This window comes from Microbulbifer mixtoriginis (SeqCode) (genome assembly GCF_052467235.1).
Map to the genome: position 1 here is coordinate 3,919,469 of NZ_CP174305.1, position 20,079 is coordinate 3,939,547.

The following is a 20,079-nucleotide window of genomic DNA, read 5'->3' on the forward strand; positions in this document are numbered from 1 at the left end:
TGGTGACGGAGATTCGCAACAGGACACTATGGGTTACCGGAGCCAGTTCCGGCATTGGCCGCGCCCTGGTCTTGCGCCTTGCCGAGCATAATAACTTTGTAATTGCCAGTGGGCGCCGGCGTGAAGCGCTAGAAGAGCTGCAACAGCTCGCTCCCACACATATTCGCATACTCGACTGCGATGTGGCCGACGACAGTGGTATGGCCTCTACCTTCGAGCGCCTCAAGGATTTAACCGATCATCTGGATACGGTGATTGCCTGTGCTGGCACTTGTGAGTACGACGATGATTTACAGCTTGATACCACAATGTACCGGCGGGTTTTTGATGCCAATTTCTTTGGTGTAGTGAATACATTGCATTGTGCTTTACCGCTGCTGGCTGTCAGTGCTTTTCCGGTTTTTGCCGCATTGGGCAGCTTATCTTCGCTAGTGCCATTTCCCAGGGCAGAGGCTTATGGCAGCTCCAAAGCCGCGCTGGATTATTTTCTGGCATCGGTACGTGGGGATGTCTGTCATACCAACCTCAAGGTCGTGTTGATCCGCCCTGGTTTTGTCGACACACCGCTCACCGCGCAGAACGACTTTGACATGCCTTTTTTGATTAGCGCGGAGCAAGCAGCGGAGTATATTGAGGTGGGGTTGGCTCATAGAAAATCCATAATCGATTTTCCTCTGCGCTTGAGCCTGCCACTGCGTTTTCTCGGATTTTTCCGTTCTCTTTGGTTTCGTTTTTGCACACCAAAAATAAGTAGGATTCGTACCTTAAGGAAGAGTTGATGCGTATTGCCATCGTCGGGAGTGGAATTGCCGGCATGACGGCGGCTTATCTTTTGAGCCGCAAGCACGAGATTACCTTGTTTGAATCACAGGACCGCCTGGGGGGACATACTGCGACTATTGATGTAGAGGAAGAAGGCAAACGAACCCTGGCTATTGATACCGGCTTTATCGTGTATAACGACTGGACCTACCCGAACTTTATTCGTTTACTCAATGAGCTGGGTGTCGAATCCCAGCCAACCTCTATGGGTTTCAGTGTGCGCTGTGATCGGGAGGGCTATGAGTATGCCGGCAACAATCTCAATACATTATTTTCCCAGCGCTCCAATCTTCTCAGTGCCGGCCACTGGCGCATGTTATGGGATATAGTGCGGTTTAATCGCACTGCTATGCGAGATTGGCGCGAGGGGCGTCTTCACGAGGGCCTGACCCTGGGTGAGTATTTACCGGCAAATGGCTATTCGGCCGAATTTGCCAACCGTTATCTGGTGCCCATGGGTTCGGCAATTTGGTCGGCCAGTGTGTCGCAGATGCTGGAATTCTCGGTGAGCTTTTTTGTGCGCTTCTTTTTCAATCACGGGCTGCTCAATCTGCTGCGGCGGCCACAGTGGCGCGTGATTAAAGGGGGCTCTCGCTCTTATATTCCTGCGCTGAGTGCGCCCTATGCCGACAGGATTCGGCTCTCCACTAAAGTGGAATCCCTCTGGCGCAAGGAGCAAAGCGTAGAGCTAGTGACCAGTAAGGGGGAGCAGCTGACGTTTGATCAGGTAATCCTTGCCTGCCACTCGGATCAAGCGCTGGAATGCCTTAAAGATGCCTCTAATCTGGAGCGACAACTGCTGAGTGCCATCCCCTACGCGTGCAATAGTGTGGCTCTACATACCGATTCCACTTTATTACCACAGCACAGGCGCAGTTGGTCCAGCTGGAATTACCGCTTACGTGCCGAAAGCGATGAGCTGCCGGTACTCACTTACAACATGAATATCCTGCAGGGATTGGCAACGGATAAAACTTATTGTGTCACCCTGAATGCTGAGGAGCGTATCAACCCCAAAAAAATTCTCGCTCGCTTTGAATACGCGCATCCCCAGTTTTCTGTAGCGGGTAATCGTGCCCAACAGCAGTGGGAGAGGATAAACGGAGTGAATCGTACCTGGTTTTGTGGCGCTTACTGGGCCAACGGCTTTCATGAAGATGGGGTATGCAGTGCGCTGCGGGTTGCCAAAGGGCTTGGGGTTGATTGGTGAAGGAAAAGCCAAAGGCTATCGTTGCGGGCGCGGCCATGAAGAGCGCTATTTATACTGGCTGGGTTCAGCACCGTCGTTTTGCACCCCGCCAAAATCAGTTCCGCTACAAAGTGTTTATGGTTTATTTAGACTTGGCGGAGCTGGATGACTTTTGCTCGTTATCGCGCTGGTGGTCCAAAAAGCCCTGGGCACCGGCTCGATTTCGTCGCGAGGATTTTTTTGGCGATCCGGAACTCAGTGTCGAAGAGGCTGTATGTCTCAGGGTTGAGGGGGTTGCGGGAGAGCGCCCGCAAGGGCCCATACGCGTGCTCGCTAATTGGCGCTACTTTGGCTATAACATGAATCCCATCAGTATTTATTACTGTTTTGATGCCGAGGGCAGGGAAGTGCATTGGCTATTACTGGATGTTCATAATACTCCCTGGAAGGAGCGTCATAGCTATGTACTCGATTGCCGCTCTGGGGCTCGTGTACAGAAAGTAGCTTTTGCAAAGACTTTTCACGTCTCCCCATTTATGCCGATTTCCCAGGGATATCGCTGGAGAAGTATTACTCCCGGCGATCGCCTAACCGCTTATTTACAGAATTTTGATTTAAGCGATGAGGAGCAGGAAGAGCGCCCCTTATTTGATGCCATTCTCAGCCTGCGCCGCAGTGAGCTGAGTGGTGACCTGCTCAATCGTATCCTGATCCAGTATCCATTTATGACCGTAAAAGTGATTGCCACAATTTATTGGCAGGCGCTGAAATTATGGTTCAAGCGCACACCTGTCTATGCCCATCCCGGTGGCAGGGGTGAAGTCCAGGGAGGGGAGAAGCGTTTATGAATGCAAAAGAATCTTCACAGGTTATTGTCGAAGGAGAGAGCCAGTCCTGGTTGATCAGACTCGCCCGCAAGCTGGTTTTGGGCAAGATGCAAGTGATAGAGCGCGGCCATCTATTGATTGAAGAAGGGGATAGCCATTACCGTTTTGGTCAACCAATTGAACAGGCAAAAGTTCGGGCGCATATTCGTGTGCGGGATCCCATTGCCTATGTACAGGTATTGTTAAACGGCACTATTGGTTCCGGTGAGGCCTATATGGAAAAGGTTTGGGACTCCCCGTGCTTATTGGATGTCATTCGCCTGATGGTTGACAATATGTCCCTGATTGAAAGTATGGATAGCCGCTGGAGTAAATTGCCCCGTATGCTGCTGCGTGCCCTGCATTGTCTCAACAGTAACAACCGCCGTGGCTCGCGTAAAAACATTGCTGCACATTACGATCAGGGAAATGATTTTTTTCAGTTATTCCTCGATAAAACCATGCTCTACTCCTCGGCGATATTTCCCTCAGAGCAGACAACCTTGTACCAGGCTTCCATCCATAAAATGGAGCATATTTGCCAAAAACTGCAATTAAAGCCCGGAGACCACTTGCTAGAAATAGGCACTGGTTGGGGGGGCATGGCCATTTATGCGGCAAAACACTACGGCTGCCAGGTAACCACTGCGACTATTTCTGAAAAACAATATCAATACGCTCGCCAATGGGTGGAGCGTGAAGGACTACAAGATAAAGTACACGTGCTGCTACAGGACTACCGGGATTTAGAGGGACGCTTTGATAAACTGGTCTCTATTGAAATGGTTGAGGCAGTAGGGCACGAATACCACCACAAATTTTTCTCAATTTGTGGGCGCCTGCTTAAAGAGGATGGCCTGATGTTGATGCAGGCCATTACCATTTCGGATCAACGCTACCATCAATATCGCAAAGATATTGATTTTATCCAGCACTATATTTTTCCCGGCGGCTGTCTGCCATCCAATCAAGTGATTGCTCAGCAGACTGCCATGGCTACCGATATGCAGATTGTGGGGTTAGAGGATATTACTGCAGACTATGCGCGTACCTTGCAACATTGGCGCAAAGCATTTTTGAATCAGCTGCCGCAAGTGCGCAATTTGGGCTTTGACGATCGCTTTATTCGCATGTGGGAATTCTACTTGTGTTACTGCGAGGGTGGCTTTATGCAGCGGGTGATCAGTACTGCTCAGTTCGTCTTCGCCAAGCCACGCGCTCTTATCGGCTGATATGTGGCGGTTAATAGTCAACGCTTTATTATTTGATATTGCCTGGCCTCTCTGTGTGATAGTCGCACGCCCCTGGATTGTTGTGCCCTTCACCTTGATCAATTTGTTCATCCACTTAACTTTTGTGGTAAATCTGCGTAGGGAGCCTTTGTGGTTGGGGGGTGTTTTTTTATTTGGTGTGGGGGTGGATTCCGTTCTCTTCCATTTAGGTATCTTGCAAAATCTCAGCGGTATTTCTTGGCCACCCATTTGGCTGGTGTGTTTATGGTTAAACTTTGCGATGACGTTGCGTTACAGCTTGGTGTTTTTGCAGCGTAATTTGTGGTTGGCAGTGTTACTGGGTGGTTTTTTTGGTCCTTTTAGCTATTACACCGGCGCTTTTCTGAATGGCACCGTAGAGTTGGGTCAGCCCCTGTGGCAATCACTGATGATCCTGTCTCTAATTTGGGCATTGATATTGCCGGGATTTAGTTACCTGGCTCGCGCTATTAATCCCGCTTACCGGTAAAGAGTTTTAACTCTGTTCACGGGTGAATTTTTATGTGAGAGCTTGTTTTTAAGCTTTTGCTTGGCAGGTAGACCCCTTTCCTTGAAGACTCCCTAAAGACCTCTTAACTTTTTCCTCCAGGTAATCACAATGGCTTTGGCAGGTTTGAAAGCCATATCAAATTCCGATTGTTAGGCTATCTGGTCACTCTTTTCTTCGCTTTTTCTCTTCATCGACTGGCGCCATCTTCAACCAACAGCTAAACCTAAAGATGAAAAGCGTGACATATACGCAATCTCTAGGCTCAGGCTGTAAGAGGTGTTCGATGAAAACTGGTATTAGCGCAACTGCAGGATTTTGCATAGCTCTATTAGCTGGCTGTGCTGCTCAACCGGAACAGGTACCTGGTGCCGGTGGCATTGTGATTGATACCTGGGGCGTCAATATGAACCAGTATCAAATCGACCTCTCTGAGTGTAAGGGGATTGCTTATTCCACCTACAGCGACCAGGGGCGCCGGGGGTTAACCGGTGCTGCGGGCGGAGCTGTAGTGGGCGGCGCGCTGGGCGCTATTGTTGGTGATAGCAGTCGCGCAGCGGCGGCAGGTGCTGGAGCGGGCGCTCTGGTGGGTGGCCTCTCTGGTGCTGGCAGTGCCGGTGCAGAAGCCCAGCAGATTATCAAGAACTGTCTGCGCGGGCGCGGATATCGCGTGCTCAATTAATTCCCCTCACAGGAGTTAGCCAGGTTTTCTCGTGGGTCCTCTGATATTCGGCAACCTCACAGGACTTGGCTTGGGCCGGGAAACCCCCGGCTCTTTTTTTTCACTCTTCTTAGCCGCGGCTTTTTAGGCCGAATGCACAGGGTTGATCTTCAGTGAATACCACGGGAGTAGGTTATGACCAGTGGGACTACCATCAATGCCTATGGGGTTATGCAAGCCGGCGGGCCCTTTAAACCCTATCAGGTAGAAGTGGGGGATCTGGGAGCAACAGAGGTGGAGTTGGAGGTGCTCTACTGTGGTATTTGCCACAGTGATCTCAGCATGATTGAGGATGAGTGGGGGGTGTCCAAGTTCCCCATTGTTGCGGGTCATGAAGTGATTGGACGGGTGTTGGCTGCGGGAGAGCAGGCCGGGCACTTTAAGCCCGGTACGGTTGTCGGCCTGGGTTGGAATTCCGGCTATTGTGAGACCTGCCACTACTGCCGGCGGGGCGATCAAAATTTGTGTGCCGAAGCTCGCTTTACCACTCTTACCGGCGGGGGCTTTGCCGATAAAGTTCGTGCAGATATGGGTAGCCTGGTGGTTATTCCAGAGGGAGTAGACCTAGTTTCGGCTGGGCCTCTCCTGTGTGGCGGCATTACGGTATTTAATCCACTGATACAGTTTGATATTCAACCGACGGCTAAAGTGGGGGTGATTGGTATAGGAGGCCTGGGGCATTTGGCCTTGATGTTTTTGAATGCCTGGGGTTGTGAGGTAACGGCATTTACTTCCAGTGAGCATAAGCGCACCGAAGCTTTGTCTCTCGGTGCTCACAAGACATTGAACTCACGTGATCCGGAGGAAATTAAATCAGCCTCCATGAGTTTCGATTTCATAATCTCCACGGTCAATGTCAATCTGGATTGGGATTTATATATTCAGGCTTTAAAACCAAAAGGGCGCCTGCATTTTGTCGGTGCTGTTGTGGATCCAATCCAGTTTACCCTCTTCCCCATGATATTTGGCCAGCGTGATATCTCCGCTTCTCCAGTGGGTAGCCCTGCAGCCATTGAAACGATGCTTGACTTTGTCGCACACCATCAGATCAGGCCGCAGGTGGAAATTTATCCTATGAGCCAGATAGAAGAAGCTTTTAAGCATTTGAAATCGGGCAATCCTAAGTATCGTATCGTGCTGTCCAGGGAGTAATAGGAGGGTTTGGGGTGCTATTAGGGGCAACAGCAGGGTATTGCGGTCAATGGCGATCTTCTCAAACTTTTCGATATGCAGGGTCTGACTTTATTTTCTTTATCTGTTCTTAGTAAGTTGTAAATAAGCCGCTTAATCTTGATGGCACTTAAGGTGCCTTTTTTATGGTTGTTATCCCTCTCTGTGAACATTTTCGAAATGCAGGTAGGCATGCATGTACCATTTATTTGGATGCTCAATGAGAGGGAATCATTTTTTTGTGAATTTTTAACTGTGGGTGCAGTCGTATAGATTTCTTTGGCAATAAAAAATAAATATAAGATGGTTATATTAAGGTTGAGCTGCAGGGTTGCGAGGGAAGGGTTTTAGGTGCTTGTTTATCAAGTTTTTCCCTGAAAGATAACTCAACAATTTACTTGCTAGAGCTTTTGTCTGCGTAGCGTTTGTTTATTGGTTTAGAGTTCTTGGAGGTACTTATTTAAAAGGTGAAGCTTTGGTGTAAGCTAAAAACTTCTCTAAATAGAGAATTTAGTATCAGTTTGAGTGTTACACTTTTTGTAAGGTTCAAATAAATATTTGTACTTGTGTGTTTGGTTTTAAATTTAGGGGAGCTCTAAAAAGTAAGAAACTTGACCAAGTTTGAAAGACATTAATTTGCATTGAAAGTTAATTTCCAGATCTTTAATAAAGATAAAAGGTAAGATTCTGTGAGTAGTCCAGTTAAAAACTCCAAAATAAGATCCCAGTTCAATATTTCAATCTGCCACTTGATTGCACAGCAAATGAAAGCAGCTCCTCATCGCATAGCGATTATTGATGGGGAGGTCAGAGTGAGCTACGAGTGCCTGCTGCAGCGGGCCGGCGCGATTGCGGCGGAGCTTGAGCGCCGGGATATTCAACCCGGCGCCTTGGTGGGGGTATGCATGAAGCGCTCCTGGGAGCTTGTGGCAACTTTAATTGGCGTAATGCGAGCAGGGTGTGCCTATGTACCTTTGGATCCAGCTTACCCTCAAGATCGTGTGGGTTACATGCTGGAACATTCAGGTGCTGTGGCAGCTATCGTGGATAGTGATAGCTCTGCGGACCTATGTCGCGAAGTGGGTGAGTTAATCTGGCTCAACAGAGTGAGTGCTCAAGGCAAAGAATTTCTAACTGATTCAGCGGGGCCATCAGCCAGTGACTTGGCCTATGTGATCTATACCTCTGGCTCTACCGGCAAGCCAAAAGGTGTTGCGGTTGAGCATCGGTGTATTGTGGCCATGTGCCACTCTATGGATGAATTGTTCAGTGAGGAAGAACTCCGGGGGGTCTTTGCAGGGGCCTCAGTCTGTTTCGATACTTCTGTAATGGAAATCTTCGGTACCTTGTCACTTGGGGGCACAGTAATACTGGGTAAGAATATTCTGGAATTACCAAACCATCCGGCAACAGATCAAGTCAGAACTTGCGTATCTGTCGCCTCCGCAATGCAGACATTATTAGCTTCCGAGAAGTTGCCAGCTGGACTTCAGTGTCTTGTATTTGGTGGAGAGGCATTAAAGCGGTCTCTGGTTGATCAAGTTTATAGCTTGAGGCCAGGGCTAAGGCTGTTTAACGCCTATGGTCCTACCGAAGATACTGTGTACTCGACCATTGCCGAAATTAAGCCTGGCACTAAGTCGATCACAATTGGAAAATCAGTACCAGGCTCCCGTGCCTATATTTTAAATGAGTCCATGCAACCCGTTTCTTCAGGAGAAGCCGGTGAGTTGTATCTTGCAGGAGGTAAGCTGGCAAGAGGTTATTTATATGACGAAGCCCTCACTAAAGAGCGTTTCATCGAAATAGAATCTAGTGACCTCATCCAAGATAGCCGTTTGTATAAAACTGGGGACCTGTGTCAGTGGGCGGAAAATGGAGAGATCGAATTTCTTGGCAGAATCGACCAGCAGGTTAAGGTCAGGGGGTTCCGCATTGAGCTTGGGGAGATAGAGTCGACGCTTGAGATTATGCCGGGTATTGATGCTGCTGCAGCGGCCGCCGTAGATGGTGGTATTGGCCAGAAAATGCTCGCGGTCTATATTGTTAACCAGGATAAAACGGTAACAGATATAGCCGTTAAAGAGTTCCTGGCACAGCGACTTCCAAAATATATGGTCCCGCAAATTGTGAGGCACCTAGAGGTATTACCTATGCTCCCCAACGATAAGCTCGATCGCAAAAAGCTTATGGAGCTAGAGGAGGGCTATGCTGGTTTGGAATTAAGTGTTGATACAGTGAGTAATTCCAGTGACTTGATGCAGCGCCTGATTGGTTCCAGCTCAGAGCAGCAAAGCATCTTATTATCGATTATTCAAAGAGAGGTGGCCGTTCTCCTGAATTTTCCTGATCAGAAAGAAGTATCTCCAGAACAGTCCTTCTTTGGTCTCGGCCTCGATTCCCTCACAACTCTGGAATTGGCCAGACGTTTGAGCAACAACTTGGGTCACTCGGTTGCTTCCCAGGCGATTATTAATTACGCCACTCCTAATGCCCTAACGAACTACATCCTCGGTACTTTGAGTGATGGCGAAGCCAAGGGTTCGGATGAAAAAGTGAATCGCACTGCATCGGATTCACTTGCCAGCTTCCAATCGCATATCCAGTCCAGCCATCCTACATTCCAGGCTGCAAAAGCGCCGTCCTGGTCTGCACTGGATAAGAGTAAGCTGGTGCAGGAAGTCATGTATATGGTGAACGACCAGCGCAGAAATCCCTACAGCAAAGTCCTGCGCACAGGTAGCGCCACTCATGGCACGGTGAGTGATGTTTACAACGATGAAGAACAGGAAGCAATAATCTGGACCACCAATCTATATCTTGGCCTGAACCGAGATAAGAAAGTTATGCAGGAGGCCGCTTCCGCAGTAGCGAAATTTGGTACTGGTATGGGGACCTCTGCGGCAGCATCAGGCCTCACAGATCTTCACCTGGAGTTCGAGACCGAGTTTGCAAAGCTGGTCGGAAAGCCGAGCGCTTGCCTGTTCCCAACAGGTTATACCGCTAATGTTGGAGTGGTTGCAGGGCTTCTTGGTAAAGACGATGTAGTGGTTATCGACCAGCTTTGTCATGCATCTATTGTGGATGGCGCTCGTCTTTGTGGTGCCACGATTAGGACCTTCAAACATAATGATGTGGCCGACCTGGAGTCTGTGCTTGAGTCGGAAGTATCCCCATACCGAACGGTCCTGGTTGTTCTGGAGGGCGTATACAGCATGGGAGAGGGCGCCGCACCGGTAGCCAAAATTGTCCGCGCGGCCAAGAAATATGACGCGCTTGTCTTGGTAGATGAGGCACATTCTTTCGGTTTTTATGGTGAAGGTGGAGCGGGCATTTGTGCCGCTCAGGGAGTTACCGATCAAGTAGACTTTATTATGACAACGCTCAGTAAGGCACTTGGTAGCCTCGGTGGCGTTATTGCGGCGAAGGAAGAATATGTAGATCTTTTGAGATCATCATCCAGAGCTTACATTTTCCAGGCTTCGATCAGTCCTGCAGATATTGCCGCGGCATTGACTGCTTTGCGCAGGCTCAGTACTGATGATGGTTTACGGGAGCGGCTCTGGGATACGACACGCTATATGCGGCAGCGCTTCGAACAAGCTGGCTATGATTTGGGAACAGGGGATGGGCCTATTGTCACGCCGCACTTTAGTAGCAAAGACAAGCTGTTTGCGATAGTACAGGAATTATATAAACGTGGTGTTCAGACATCAGCGGTTACCTATCCCATAGTGGAGAGTGGGCGTGGCCGACTCCGACTTATTTGCTCGGCAGCCCACACGAAAGAGGATGTCGATAAAACTGTTGAAGCTTTGATTGAGGCGGAGCGGGAAGTTGATAGCTCATTGGTGGCAAGTAAAGAGCTATCGATGGATTCAAACTCTGCACAGTCCGAAGTAGAAGATTGGGCTCATAGTTTTTCCAGCTATCTTAAACGATCACTGGCCAAGCGCTCTGGTCCAACGCCAAACTTGTCTTTATCCATTCGTGTTTCTGACCAGTCAGAGCCAGTAAGGATTTTGTATTACGACGGCAATATCACTTTGAGCGATCATGAAATTTCCGGTCTGCCCACGTGTTCAATACTTCTTAAAAGCAGCGGGGCTGTTTCCGCCTTGCACTCCTCCGATGTACAAAGTCTGCTTAAGAGCATCTGCGAAGGAGGCTGTGTGTTAAATGGCCAAGTGGAAGCGTTTATTTGGTTTATCGCGCGCATGGTTGATCTGCGGCGAGGCTCTAAAGAGTCGGCGCGCAGTGAGTTGCGCCGCGAGCAAGCCGTTTGCTAGTTGAGGTGAAGAAATAACTTAGCGCCAAAAAGGCTCTAGATGTTTGGCTCCTAGGCAAATGCTGCGGGGCCTCTATCCAAATTAAGATGGCAGCTGGGAAGCTCAGATAAGAGTATCTACAGAAGCAGAGGGGTTACAGCGTTTCTACAGTTGTGCTTCTCCTCTGTAGAGCCGCGCTCCTTGCAGGCTTACTGTTTTGATTGTCTATCAGCAGAGTTGTCGATGGTTTTGACTGATTTCGACTGCCCAGCTTTCAGAAACCCCAGCACGTTCAGCAAAGCCCTGCCACTGCTTCACGGCTGCTGCTACCTCTTCAATAATATCCATGGGCCGTTTAATACTGATTGCTCTTCCCACGGCAAGCAAATCCTCAAGTTGGAAGTGGTCGCGTTTGCCGTTGATACTCATCTGATGTTGGCTGGTCCAGGCGCCGCCCGGATTGTGGGCATAGGTTACATCGAATGCCGGCGATAGAGACCATTCGCCTTCGGGGTTCATCAGGAACGCAATATTCTTTGTATGATCATCCTGGTTTCTGGCTAATACATTGAATACCATTCGGCGATATTGCTGAATCGCCTCATTCTTGGGCAGGTAAAGTTCACGCATAACGCTAAAGGCTTGTTCGTATGAATGGGCACCAGCCATGTTGAAATCCAGGTGCGCGATGCCGCAGAGAGACTGCATATGTAGTTTCTTGCCATTCACCCGATCGAAGCGCCGCGTCATAAAGTGCGCTCTGCCATTTTCTTGCAAGAGCTGGCAGTCTGCCATGTTAATACCGGCTTCGATGGCCATCAGATGATAAGCATATTCAATGCGTCCATACCCATCGGTTGTACCGAGCTCAAGGTCTCCGGCACCATCGAATTTAAGTAGCCAATAATCGTAATCACGGGATGTAGGAACTTGGCCTGAACGTATATCTCCTTTGTTATTGATGGCAATAACTGCTTTTGCTCTGGCGCCCCCAGCGCTAGTGCCCACTCTTAATATGTCCAGCAGTGCACCGGATTTCTCCGCATCGCTGTTGCCAAGTTGGGCGTTAAGGTCCGTCTGCTTATGAGTGATTGTTGCTGCTAGTTTTACCAGTTCTTCAATATTGAGATCGACGGAATCCCTAAAACTACCATCTACTGCAGGCTGAAATTCCAGTGCGCCCATTCCACGGGTACCGGTATAGCAAAGTCGTTCAATAGGGTTAAAGCTTTCCGGAGTTCTCCCCTGCCGGGCGAGCCAGGCATCAATAACGGCATTACCGAATTTGTCCGGCAGGCAGTCTGCAAGGAGCCCCGGTAAGCCCTTAAAGGTGTCCCGACTGAGAGTGCGGAACGTATAGGGCTCCTTTGAAGCTTCGATAGGCATAGTAATTGGAGCAATATCCAATCCACTCTGCAGAAATTCCGGTGCGTACTCAAAGGCTCCATACCCAGTACTATCCCAGTGGACGGCCCCAACTATCTCTCCCCATAATTGCACCACTGCAGTATTTGTTTGGCTTACCATTCTGGTTTACCTCTCTTTTTAATTTTGCTTGCGCGTGTCTTGGAGGGGCTTTCTGCAGAGGTCTCTTTAAGCGCTTTCTCAGCGTTAGAGGCTCTGGCTCTTTTTCGCTGTTTGCCGTGAAGAGCAAGTTGCATAGGGCTGACTGTTGGGGCCGGGAGAAAAGCTTCCAGTGCGTCCAATCGGCGTAGGACTCTCAGTGCGGCGACCAGGCTGTCTAGCCTGCCGCGACCAGCCTCTAAACCTTTGATGGTGGAGGTGGATAAGCCAGCACGTTCAGCCATATCATCCTGGGTGAGATTCATGCGCAAGCGATACTCTCTAAGCCGGTCGCCCAGCGTCCCAAGTATCTGCTTATCGGATTGTCCATGGAAGTTCATAATAGCTGTTTTTCAATCTCTTATGAGTGAAAATCTAGTTTAATAGATGATTTTTTGTCTATTATAGCAGGATTGGATGGCATGTCATTAATAGGTATATTTATACCTTTTAAGCTTAGTCTTACCTTTTATTAGGTGGAAAAGCATCTTTTAGGGTAGTGCAGGGAGTCGCTAATTAAACTGTGAAGCGGATACCTCTCCCTCGCGGCAGGGATGAGATGGGTAGGTAGGGATATCCAGTTGGCCGGGAAGAGAGTTACCGACAATGGTAAAGAGAGGCGAAATCTAATAGCTCATGTTGCATTTCTTTGCGTAGAGCTTTCCAGTGTTGACAGACGTTGTATCTCCTGCACTTTTGATCCCACAAAATCATTGCTCCACTTGTGGGGATGACGGGCAATGGAGAGGGTGTGGGCTTGGTTCATATCAATGAAAAACAAGAATTGATGTTTGGTGGCTGGGATACCAGTGGAAGGGATTTGCTCAACTATCATGGAGGGATTATACGGTGGGTAAAACAATGCTCGTATTTCTTATTTTATGGATTGGATAGAAGCTTCTATATCTGCAAAAGAATAGAAGTAGCGCTTAGGGTTGGCAGGAGGCTACAGGAGGTAAAAGGATGAGTTTCTGAGTTGAGTTTATTGCGTGGCATATTTGTAACCCGCTATTTGGATACTATTGTAAGAATGTTATGTATAACCAGCCACTGGAATTTTTGACACACAACACTGATGAAAATCCGATTTCGAAATTTTAATCGTGGAGAGGATCAGTATCCCTGGATTAAAAATATACCCGGTGAGCTGATACGGAAGCCGAAATATTTAGTAGCTTGGGAGTTTTTGCAGTTCTTATTTGCCGTACTCGGGAGCGCTATGGTGTATTTTTATGCGGCCTCGTGGGAGCATTGGGTGCTCATTGGCATACCTGCTAGTTATTTAGCGGCCGCTTTATTACTGGCTTTTGATAATCCTTTGTATAGAGTTGTATCACTTCTCTCTGTGCTGGCTAGTATAGTGTTTTTACTATATCTGGGTTCTCAGGAAGGGAATACCACCCTCTTATTAATTCCGGGGGGCTTTCTGGCTTGTTGGTGCAGCAGTATGTATTTGGGACGCAATGCGCAATCCTATTATACTCGGTGTAAAGCGAAACGTTTATGATTTTGTTCTAGGGGAGAGACTAGTTATCAATTAGCCAAGTTCCTAGGCAGAAATGTATCACCCAGAGAGTAATCGAAGGTTGGATTTGGAGTACTGAAATGTATGAGATGCTAGTAGGTTTGGATGTCAGTAATGATGATGTCTACCAAGTATATCGTAACGCTATGAGGCCTATATTGGAGTCTTATGGTGGTTCGTTTGGCTATGATTTTAGGGTGTCAGAGGTGTTGAAATCTGAGAGTAATTTTAAAATAAATCGTGTGTTTACAATCAGGTTTCCATCTGAGCAGATAATGAATGACTTTTTCTCCAGTCCTAAATATACAGCTGTAAAGAAAAAGTATTTTGAGTTGTCGGTTCTTAGTACAACGATTATAGCTGGCTATGAAAAGCATACTTAGTGGAGTGCGAAGTATGGGGTGCATTGTTAATTCCTGCCAGGGTTCAGATTTTTGGCCCCCAGCTTTTCTGGGCTTCTTTTACATTTTCAGTTTATATTCCCTGTATGTCAGCCGATAAATTTTTAGGGTCTGGGCCCACTTTATGATCCAATGTCATTAGTGATGCGGGGCTATATTCGTTAGCAATTTTCCACTTGGTATCCTTGTGCTATTTGTGTTGCATAGACAAATGGTACTTGAGGATTTTGGTTTGTGCTTCTGAGATTTACCTGATCATAAATTTTATCAAAATCCACATGGCAGGCTTTAGGGGGAGAAGGGGTTCAATAGAAAAAAGTGTGAGCCTCTTCTAGTTGCCCTAATAAAAATCATTAAGGATGTTGACATTCAAAGGTAAGCAAGTAATCTCGAAAAAGGTTACATTTGTCAATTCTGACATGTTGTGGCTATACCTAGCTCTTCACAAAAGCTACTGGTTTGGTGATTGGTCAGGGCAATATTATTTGGTACTGGTGTTCAGGTTCTTGTGGCAGAACCCATATGAAAGGAATGGGCTCTTGTGGGGCGGGAAACTATTGGCCTCGGCATTTAATACATAAGGTGGCCGCACTATCTGGAATTTTTCCCTTATAGATTTAAAGGACTATGTATGTATATCGAAAGTGATTTCAAAAAAGAGATCGAAGGGCTTTTGAATCCGGCCGATCGTACCGCGCAACATATCGAAGCTTGCTGGCAGGTTTACAATAATGCTGCCACCACTAAGGATGGAAAGATCGTCGCTGGTAGTATTGAAGATTTGCATGAGGCATTAAAGGTTTTTGGGCCAACCAATTCAAGAGATAACGGCTCAGTGTTGAGAACAAAAACCTGGTCAATTATTTTGAATGACGCATGGATATTGGGAGCCGTACACGCCAAAGCTGAGGTGGAGCTGGTTTCCCGGCCGACTTCCTCGACTATTGCTAATAAAGACTTTAAGAGTGGTGATCCTCTGGATCGTATTTTTAGGGTGACCGGTAGAGAGCTAATCGGACTGAAAAGTTTTGGTTATTCTGTGGTTCAGGGGCCCCTGATCTACAAGAGCCACACTGCTAAGGTTATTAATATGATGAGCTGTATAGATCATCGCTTGGCTGAAAGTGCCACCTTCAGCAAGTACAAAGAGACGATTATACGTCAGGCGGGGGTTATGGCTTATAAAGGTATTACAGCCATTAATAGCTTTCTGGATGCTTAGAGCGTTTTTAGGGAGGCTGATGTTTAACTATTAGCTTCCCGGCTTTATATTTTTCTACCGTTCCGCTGTTAAAAATAGAGTTGTATTCTTTCTCTTATATCTGCACTAATAGCGCTGTAAAAATTGCTTTCCTTGCGGCCAGTTTGTTGGGTTGGGCAGGTAGTCTTGATTGCCGATTATATTTTTTATTGCTTCTTGATGAGGTTTAGCTTGTGAGTTTTGTTTTTCGTGAGGGGGCCAGTGGCAAAGAAAAAGTTTATACCCTGGTATCCATGACGATAGTGCTTTTATTGATGGGTTCTGCCAGCGTTGGTAGATACCAGTTCTATGAGAATCCAGGCTATGGTGGTGTAATTGTTTGGCTTTTGGCTGCGATTTGGGTTCTACCTGCTCTCCTGGATAAGCACCCCTCAAACAAGATAATCCGCTCGAATATTGTTATTCGGGGTATTTACTGGGTTCTGTGGTATTTAATTTCTTATGGGCTGACTTGGGGAGCGGTGTATTATGCTATCCCCGCCTACTATACAAATACGTTTGGCGAAGAGGCTAGCTTTGAGCAGGTTGTTACCCGTAAAGGGGTGAGGACAGGTCGCTTGGGGCATACTTGCTATAGTATTGATTATGGTCAGCCTTACTCTACATGTGTAAATCAACGTTTTTTTGACTCGGTTGAGACGGGAGATACTGTAAGGCTTAATGTGTTAGAAAGTCACTCTGGTTACTTTGTGCGCTCTATCCAAAAGTTGAACTCTAAAAATGCTTCAGGAGAACTGATTGGAATATTGCAATTTTAAAGTGGCTTATTGACTGGGTGTGCGAGGGCAGTGTAAGGCATCAGGGGTTTGAGAATGTTGGTTCTTTAATTTCTCGATTTAATCCCTCTTACCTCTATGTCTTGAGATCTTCCCCAGATTCAATCATTAATACCAACGGTTGCGCCTATGGAGTCGCTTTAGGTAGTCCCGCTCGCGATAATAGAGATCATCGTCATAGCAAATAAAATCACAAAATCTCTTATCGCTAACACAGTCGGCTGGAATCTCCCGGTTATTTTTAAGGCACCGATAGTAAACATGCTTGCAGGTTCGCAGGCATCTTTTGCGGGCCTCCTGCTCATTGAGGCTCCTCGCCAAGGAGAGTGAGGAGGCTCCTAAAAACACTAGGAGCATGCATATTACCAGCGTCAATTTTCCAGTTGCCATACTGATTGTCGCATCTGTGAATGTCTCACCGGGAAACAGTAATGTTGACCGTGATGAAAAGCAACTATACCTGTGTGGAAGGTGTTTTAGAGTAATAATTACCCATTCTGCTTGAGGTTATTGATTACCTGATCAATCTCTCCTTGGTTTTCACTGATCAGTCTATCGGCAAGAATTTTTAGTTTATCGATTGATTTGTAGTCAAATGGATCGACATATGGGTCGATAATTTCCACGTTTAAATAGTTATAACTGATTCTTCCTTTAGGGCTTAGAGAACTTGCAATCTCCAGAGTATATAGTTGTTGGTCATCCATGGACCTTTGCACACCGGATATAAGATCCTGAAGCCAGTTAATTTTCCCCCAACTTTTTAGGTTTCTGTAATTGGTTTCCATTGTGGCCAATGGTGATGTGCCGGATCCGAGAATTAACACATAGTAGTTTTTCCCCGGAAATTCCTTAATGATATCGCGTAATATAATACTGGTGGGGTTGTTTGCGTATATGGCGGCATCAGCGTAATAGCGGTGAAGAATATCCCGTCCAGTAGTTATAAAATCGACAGGAGGGAATAGGGTCTCTGCGCTAGCTGCGGCGGTGACCAGTTGATACAGTGTGTCCGTAGGCAGTTTGTTAACCGTTTCGCCACGGTTTTTGAACAGATGTAACTGGCCTGTATGTATATTGAAAGAAGGTATAATGATGTAATTTTTTAGATCAGTGAAATTTATTTCATCGGTATAGTGTTTCTCGATGGTGTTGCGTAGGCGCTCTCCGCTAAAGCGAGGCGAGAAAAAACCATTCCCGCTCATTAATTTGTGATACCAGGGTGATGAAAATAGGTATCTGCTTTCATTTTTATAAATATCGATTACTTTCTCAGTTTTAGTTCTTGAGTCTATTTTTTCTGGGATACCTTCTTGATTTGGTATCTGGGTGACATTAAGCCCTGTGGCAATGATGGCGCCAGTTGATACTCCGCTAAAAACATCAAAGAGTTCATCAATAGGCTTGCCAGTCTGTTGTTCTATAAATTGGATAACATAGAGTGGTATTAATCCACGTATACCCCCTCCGTCTATAATCAGAATTTTAATAGTATCTTTGTCTTTGAGAGAGTCATTGCTATTAATAAACTCGTCTGTAACCGGGTAAGCGTTAAATTTAATGCTCTGGGTCAGACGATAATTGTAGATATACAATAGCCCCACAAAAGCAATGATAACAACGACCAGAATGGTCGATATGTGGCTGATTTTCATGGGGCGACCTGTGCTCTTTAATCCATATCATAGAGAGTGCAGGTGGTAGGATTAGTTTTATTATTTTGAGTGATTTATGGGGCGCTTCTTAGCTGCATATTTATTGTATTTTCTCAACCCTTACTGTTAGATATTTTCTTCTATGGGAAGAAATATATCTGTAATGATTTTACTCTCAGGTACTTCGGGAAAAAAATTTATCCGCTCAAAAAAGATCGGGAAATCACGAATTCCAAAATCTGAATGATCCAACCAATGAAAGTATAGGTGCTGAACAGCCGCTCCAATGGTATCGTCACTGCCTAAGTGCCTTATGACTGCGCATTTCCCTGCCGGAATTACTTTGTTGACTATATTCCTTTCACTGGCATCAATGGGGTATTGCACGGTACAGCAGACATCAAATCTGTATTGGTCAGGGGGCGTGGTTACTGGGTCATCATAAACCAGGTTGAAAGTTCTGCTATTACGTGGTGAAAGCCCTTGAGCCTTCCGCCATTGGATAAACTGTTTGATAGTAGCACCTAGGTGGTGGGCTGGGCCTCTATGTTCCATGGCGGCGAGTTGAGTCTCGGGGAATTCAACAATGGTTACTTCGTATTTCGCTGTATTTCCCATAAAGTGACTCCTAAGTACTGTAATTGGTTCATAGCGCTTATGCCAAACTTCCCAGTCTGGGGCGCGGCGAAATTCTGAGGGGCTCTTGCCAAAGAGTTTCTTAAAGGCTCGTGCAAAGGCCTCGTGGCTGTCGTAGCCACTCTCCAGGGCGATATCCACCACCTTTTTGTCTCTATAGGTGAGTTGATAAGCCGCCCTTTTTAATCTCAATCGCCTGATTAGGGCTATTACCGGCATTCCAAAAAAGGCGGAGCATTGCCGGTGAAAATGATATTTAGACAAGTTGCTGTATTGACAGAGTTTGTCGATATCGAGTTCGGAGTCTAGGTTTTCCTCAATATAGTGCAGTACCTGCACAAACCTATTCCTATACTCTGCCATAGCTGTCACCTCTTCTTATGAAAGTATTCTAGGACTTGTGTGTGTCTGGCACTTGACCAAAATTGCTGGATATCGCCTCAGGAGGGACTGTTGGGTTTGAGTGCGGGGAGTGGACGCGATGGCGGGGGCATAGGCCCCCAAATCTGCTACTAGGGGCTAACAGGGGGTAGAAGACCCTTTGAAGGTATTCACCATAACCTTTGCCTCTTTGAGGCGTAATAAGTAGTCTTTTAGAGATTTAACCCCCGCCTTAACGCCAAGGGAAATCAGTTTCATCATGAGGGAAAATGCAAGTTCTGATTTCAGGTGGGGAGTAAATGCCAGGAAGGCTTTGAAAATGGAGCAGTGGATTCTTTTGAGCAGGTCTTGAATATCTTTGTTGCCGGTGGATATCTTCTCGGCTTTTTTCTCAAAGGCTTTGAGTTCATCCAGGTACTCGATAAACAGGCGGTAGTTAAAGACAACGGTTCTGTGTTCTTTGTAGCCGGCTATGATGCTGCTCAGCGCATCATTGATCTTCCTGAGGGCAATATAATCTGTTCTGGAGAGATTCTCATAGGAATTAGAGAGATACGAGATCGTATCTCTCCGCAGCTGACAAAACTCGAACAGGTGTTGGTCGTGCTTTCTTATCTCATGAAGCCGGTATAACTGAATTGCAATGAAGAGAAGAGCGATCGCGAGCAATATGGAGAGCACTACTCAAACTCCTTTTCATTAACTGGCTTTTTTGGGGCCACTTTTCTGGTGGGCGGAGAATAGGAAAAGGCATTATCCATCAGCTTGAGGAACCTATCCCGATACTCCTTATTATCTGCCGCTAGTCGATCAATTTCAACTTGACGATCTTTCAATCGCCCACTGTACATCCAGAACAATAAATAGTGTGCAAAGATGAAAAAAATGACAAACAAGCCATTTTTCAGGCCCATTTCCTGTACGAAGTGGAGTATATCTTTGAGGGTATCGGTCATGCAGTCCCTTAAAGCCAATTTCATTGAATCTTGCGCATTTTTAACTATTGAGACGGTTGAAGCAAATTACTTCGCTGGAGATGGGAAGTGGTAAGAACTTTTTTTGTGCCTTTTGTAGAGATTTTGTGGGC

Annotated in this window: 17 protein-coding genes; 11 read left to right on the forward strand and 6 right to left on the reverse strand. The window is 46.7% G+C overall.

Features of this window, described 5'->3' with window-relative positions:
* The first annotated feature begins 2 nt into the window (after positions 1–2).
* The 8 genes from ACJJIO_RS17100 (at position 3) to ACJJIO_RS17135 (ending at position 10,815) form a co-directional block, all read left to right on the forward strand.
* The gene (locus ACJJIO_RS17100; protein ID WP_444909199.1) at positions 3–779 is read left to right on the forward strand and encodes an SDR family NAD(P)-dependent oxidoreductase; all 777 of its coding nucleotides are present in this window, start codon (positions 3–5) and stop codon (positions 777–779) included.
* Complete coding sequence (locus ACJJIO_RS17105; protein ID WP_444902681.1) at positions 779–2,032, forward strand: NAD(P)/FAD-dependent oxidoreductase; 1,254 nt, start codon at positions 779–781, stop codon at positions 2,030–2,032. Before ACJJIO_RS17100 ends, ACJJIO_RS17105 begins: the two co-directional genes overlap by 1 nt.
* Complete coding sequence (locus ACJJIO_RS17110) at positions 2,029–2,859, forward strand: DUF1365 domain-containing protein (RefSeq protein WP_444886649.1); 831 nt, start codon at positions 2,029–2,031, stop codon at positions 2,857–2,859. The genes ACJJIO_RS17105 and ACJJIO_RS17110 overlap by 4 nt, the downstream gene beginning before the upstream one ends.
* Positions 2,856–4,109: a class I SAM-dependent methyltransferase gene (locus ACJJIO_RS17115; protein WP_444909200.1), complete on the forward strand. Its 1,254-nt coding sequence runs from the start codon at positions 2,856–2,858 to the stop codon at positions 4,107–4,109. Before ACJJIO_RS17110 ends, ACJJIO_RS17115 begins: the two co-directional genes overlap by 4 nt.
* Before the next feature lies 1 nt (position 4,110).
* Positions 4,111–4,617 carry a DUF2878 domain-containing protein gene (locus ACJJIO_RS17120; RefSeq protein ID WP_444909201.1) on the forward strand — a complete coding sequence of 169 codons (507 nt, stop codon included), beginning with the start codon at positions 4,111–4,113 and terminating at the stop codon, positions 4,615–4,617.
* 304 nt (positions 4,618–4,921) lie between these two features.
* Positions 4,922–5,317: a YMGG-like glycine zipper-containing protein gene (locus ACJJIO_RS17125; RefSeq protein ID WP_252082282.1), complete on the forward strand. Its 396-nt coding sequence runs from the start codon at positions 4,922–4,924 to the stop codon at positions 5,315–5,317.
* A gap of 174 nt (positions 5,318–5,491) precedes the next feature.
* Complete coding sequence (gene ahr, locus ACJJIO_RS17130) at positions 5,492–6,508, forward strand: NADPH-dependent aldehyde reductase Ahr (RefSeq protein ID WP_444886646.1); 1,017 nt, start codon at positions 5,492–5,494, stop codon at positions 6,506–6,508.
* Positions 6,509–7,290: 782 nt separating this feature from the next.
* The gene (locus ACJJIO_RS17135) at positions 7,291–10,815 is read left to right on the forward strand and encodes an amino acid adenylation domain-containing protein (protein ID WP_444909202.1); all 3,525 of its coding nucleotides are present in this window, start codon (positions 7,291–7,293) and stop codon (positions 10,813–10,815) included.
* Between the two features lie 207 nt (positions 10,816–11,022).
* On the opposite strand, the gene ACJJIO_RS17140 is transcribed toward ACJJIO_RS17135, so the two are convergent.
* Together ACJJIO_RS17140 and ACJJIO_RS17145 are read right to left on the reverse strand one after the other, a co-directional pair.
* On the reverse strand, positions 11,023–12,321 hold the full coding sequence (locus ACJJIO_RS17140) for a type II toxin-antitoxin system HipA family toxin (protein ID WP_444909203.1): 1,299 nt from the start codon (positions 12,319–12,321) through the stop codon (positions 11,023–11,025).
* A complete protein-coding gene (locus tag ACJJIO_RS17145) occupies positions 12,315–12,698 on the reverse strand; it encodes a helix-turn-helix transcriptional regulator (protein ID WP_444909204.1) in 384 nt (127 codons plus the stop codon). The genes ACJJIO_RS17140 and ACJJIO_RS17145 overlap by 7 nt, the downstream gene beginning before the upstream one ends.
* A 1,264-nt stretch (positions 12,699–13,962) precedes the next feature.
* On the opposite strand from ACJJIO_RS17145, the gene ACJJIO_RS17150 reads away from it, so the two are divergent.
* The 3 genes from ACJJIO_RS17150 (at position 13,963) to ACJJIO_RS17160 (ending at position 16,302) form a co-directional block, all read left to right on the forward strand.
* The gene (locus ACJJIO_RS17150) at positions 13,963–14,265 is read left to right on the forward strand and encodes a DUF1330 domain-containing protein (protein ID WP_252082272.1); all 303 of its coding nucleotides are present in this window, start codon (positions 13,963–13,965) and stop codon (positions 14,263–14,265) included.
* Between the two features lie 649 nt (positions 14,266–14,914).
* Positions 14,915–15,505, forward strand: coding sequence for a hypothetical protein (locus tag ACJJIO_RS17155; protein WP_444900343.1), 591 nt, complete (start codon positions 14,915–14,917; stop codon positions 15,503–15,505).
* Between the two features lie 212 nt (positions 15,506–15,717).
* Complete coding sequence (locus tag ACJJIO_RS17160) at positions 15,718–16,302, forward strand: hypothetical protein (protein WP_444909205.1); 585 nt, start codon at positions 15,718–15,720, stop codon at positions 16,300–16,302.
* Between the two features lie 506 nt (positions 16,303–16,808).
* Here the strand turns inward: ACJJIO_RS17160 and ACJJIO_RS17165 are convergent.
* From ACJJIO_RS17165 to ACJJIO_RS17180, 4 genes are all read right to left on the reverse strand, one after another.
* Complete coding sequence (locus ACJJIO_RS17165; RefSeq protein WP_444909206.1) at positions 16,809–17,975, reverse strand: patatin-like phospholipase family protein; 1,167 nt, start codon at positions 17,973–17,975, stop codon at positions 16,809–16,811.
* Between the two features lie 126 nt (positions 17,976–18,101).
* Positions 18,102–18,974: an AraC family transcriptional regulator gene (locus ACJJIO_RS17170; RefSeq protein WP_444909207.1), complete on the reverse strand. Its 873-nt coding sequence runs from the start codon at positions 18,972–18,974 to the stop codon at positions 18,102–18,104.
* A 156-nt stretch (positions 18,975–19,130) separates the two neighbouring features.
* The gene (locus ACJJIO_RS17175) at positions 19,131–19,673 is read right to left on the reverse strand and encodes a hypothetical protein (RefSeq protein ID WP_252082265.1); all 543 of its coding nucleotides are present in this window, start codon (positions 19,671–19,673) and stop codon (positions 19,131–19,133) included.
* Complete coding sequence (locus tag ACJJIO_RS17180; RefSeq protein WP_252082264.1) at positions 19,673–19,948, reverse strand: hypothetical protein; 276 nt, start codon at positions 19,946–19,948, stop codon at positions 19,673–19,675. Before ACJJIO_RS17180 ends, ACJJIO_RS17175 begins: the two co-directional genes overlap by 1 nt.
* Between the last annotated feature and the right edge of the window lie 131 nt (positions 19,949–20,079).

What these genes read in the sequence shown, in the direction of transcription:
- ACJJIO_RS17105 (WP_444902681.1), top strand. Translation starts at nt 779, where the DNA reads ATGCGTATTGCCATCGTCGGGAGTGGAATTGCCGGCATGACGGCGGCT.
- ACJJIO_RS17115 (WP_444909200.1), top strand. Translation starts at nt 2,856, where the DNA reads ATGAATGCAAAAGAATCTTCACAGGTTATTGTCGAAGGAGAGAGCCAG.
- ACJJIO_RS17120 (WP_444909201.1), top strand. Translation starts at nt 4,111, where the DNA reads ATGTGGCGGTTAATAGTCAACGCTTTATTATTTGATATTGCCTGGCCT.
- ACJJIO_RS17125 (WP_252082282.1), top strand. Translation starts at nt 4,922, where the DNA reads ATGAAAACTGGTATTAGCGCAACTGCAGGATTTTGCATAGCTCTATTA.
- ahr (WP_444886646.1), top strand. Translation starts at nt 5,492, where the DNA reads ATGACCAGTGGGACTACCATCAATGCCTATGGGGTTATGCAAGCCGGC.
- ACJJIO_RS17135 (WP_444909202.1), top strand. Translation starts at nt 7,291, where the DNA reads ATGAAAGCAGCTCCTCATCGCATAGCGATTATTGATGGGGAGGTCAGA.
- ACJJIO_RS17140 (WP_444909203.1), bottom strand. Translation starts at nt 12,321, where the DNA reads ATGGTAAGCCAAACAAATACTGCAGTGGTGCAATTATGGGGAGAGATA.
- ACJJIO_RS17145 (WP_444909204.1), bottom strand. Translation starts at nt 12,698, where the DNA reads ATGAACTTCCATGGACAATCCGATAAGCAGATACTTGGGACGCTGGGC.
- ACJJIO_RS17150 (WP_252082272.1), top strand. Translation starts at nt 13,963, where the DNA reads ATGTATGAGATGCTAGTAGGTTTGGATGTCAGTAATGATGATGTCTAC.
- ACJJIO_RS17155 (WP_444900343.1), top strand. Translation starts at nt 14,915, where the DNA reads ATGTATATCGAAAGTGATTTCAAAAAAGAGATCGAAGGGCTTTTGAAT.
- ACJJIO_RS17165 (WP_444909206.1), bottom strand. Translation starts at nt 17,975, where the DNA reads ATGAAAATCAGCCACATATCGACCATTCTGGTCGTTGTTATCATTGCT.
- ACJJIO_RS17170 (WP_444909207.1), bottom strand. Translation starts at nt 18,974, where the DNA reads ATGGCAGAGTATAGGAATAGGTTTGTGCAGGTACTGCACTATATTGAG.
- ACJJIO_RS17180 (WP_252082264.1), bottom strand. Translation starts at nt 19,948, where the DNA reads ATGACCGATACCCTCAAAGATATACTCCACTTCGTACAGGAAATGGGC.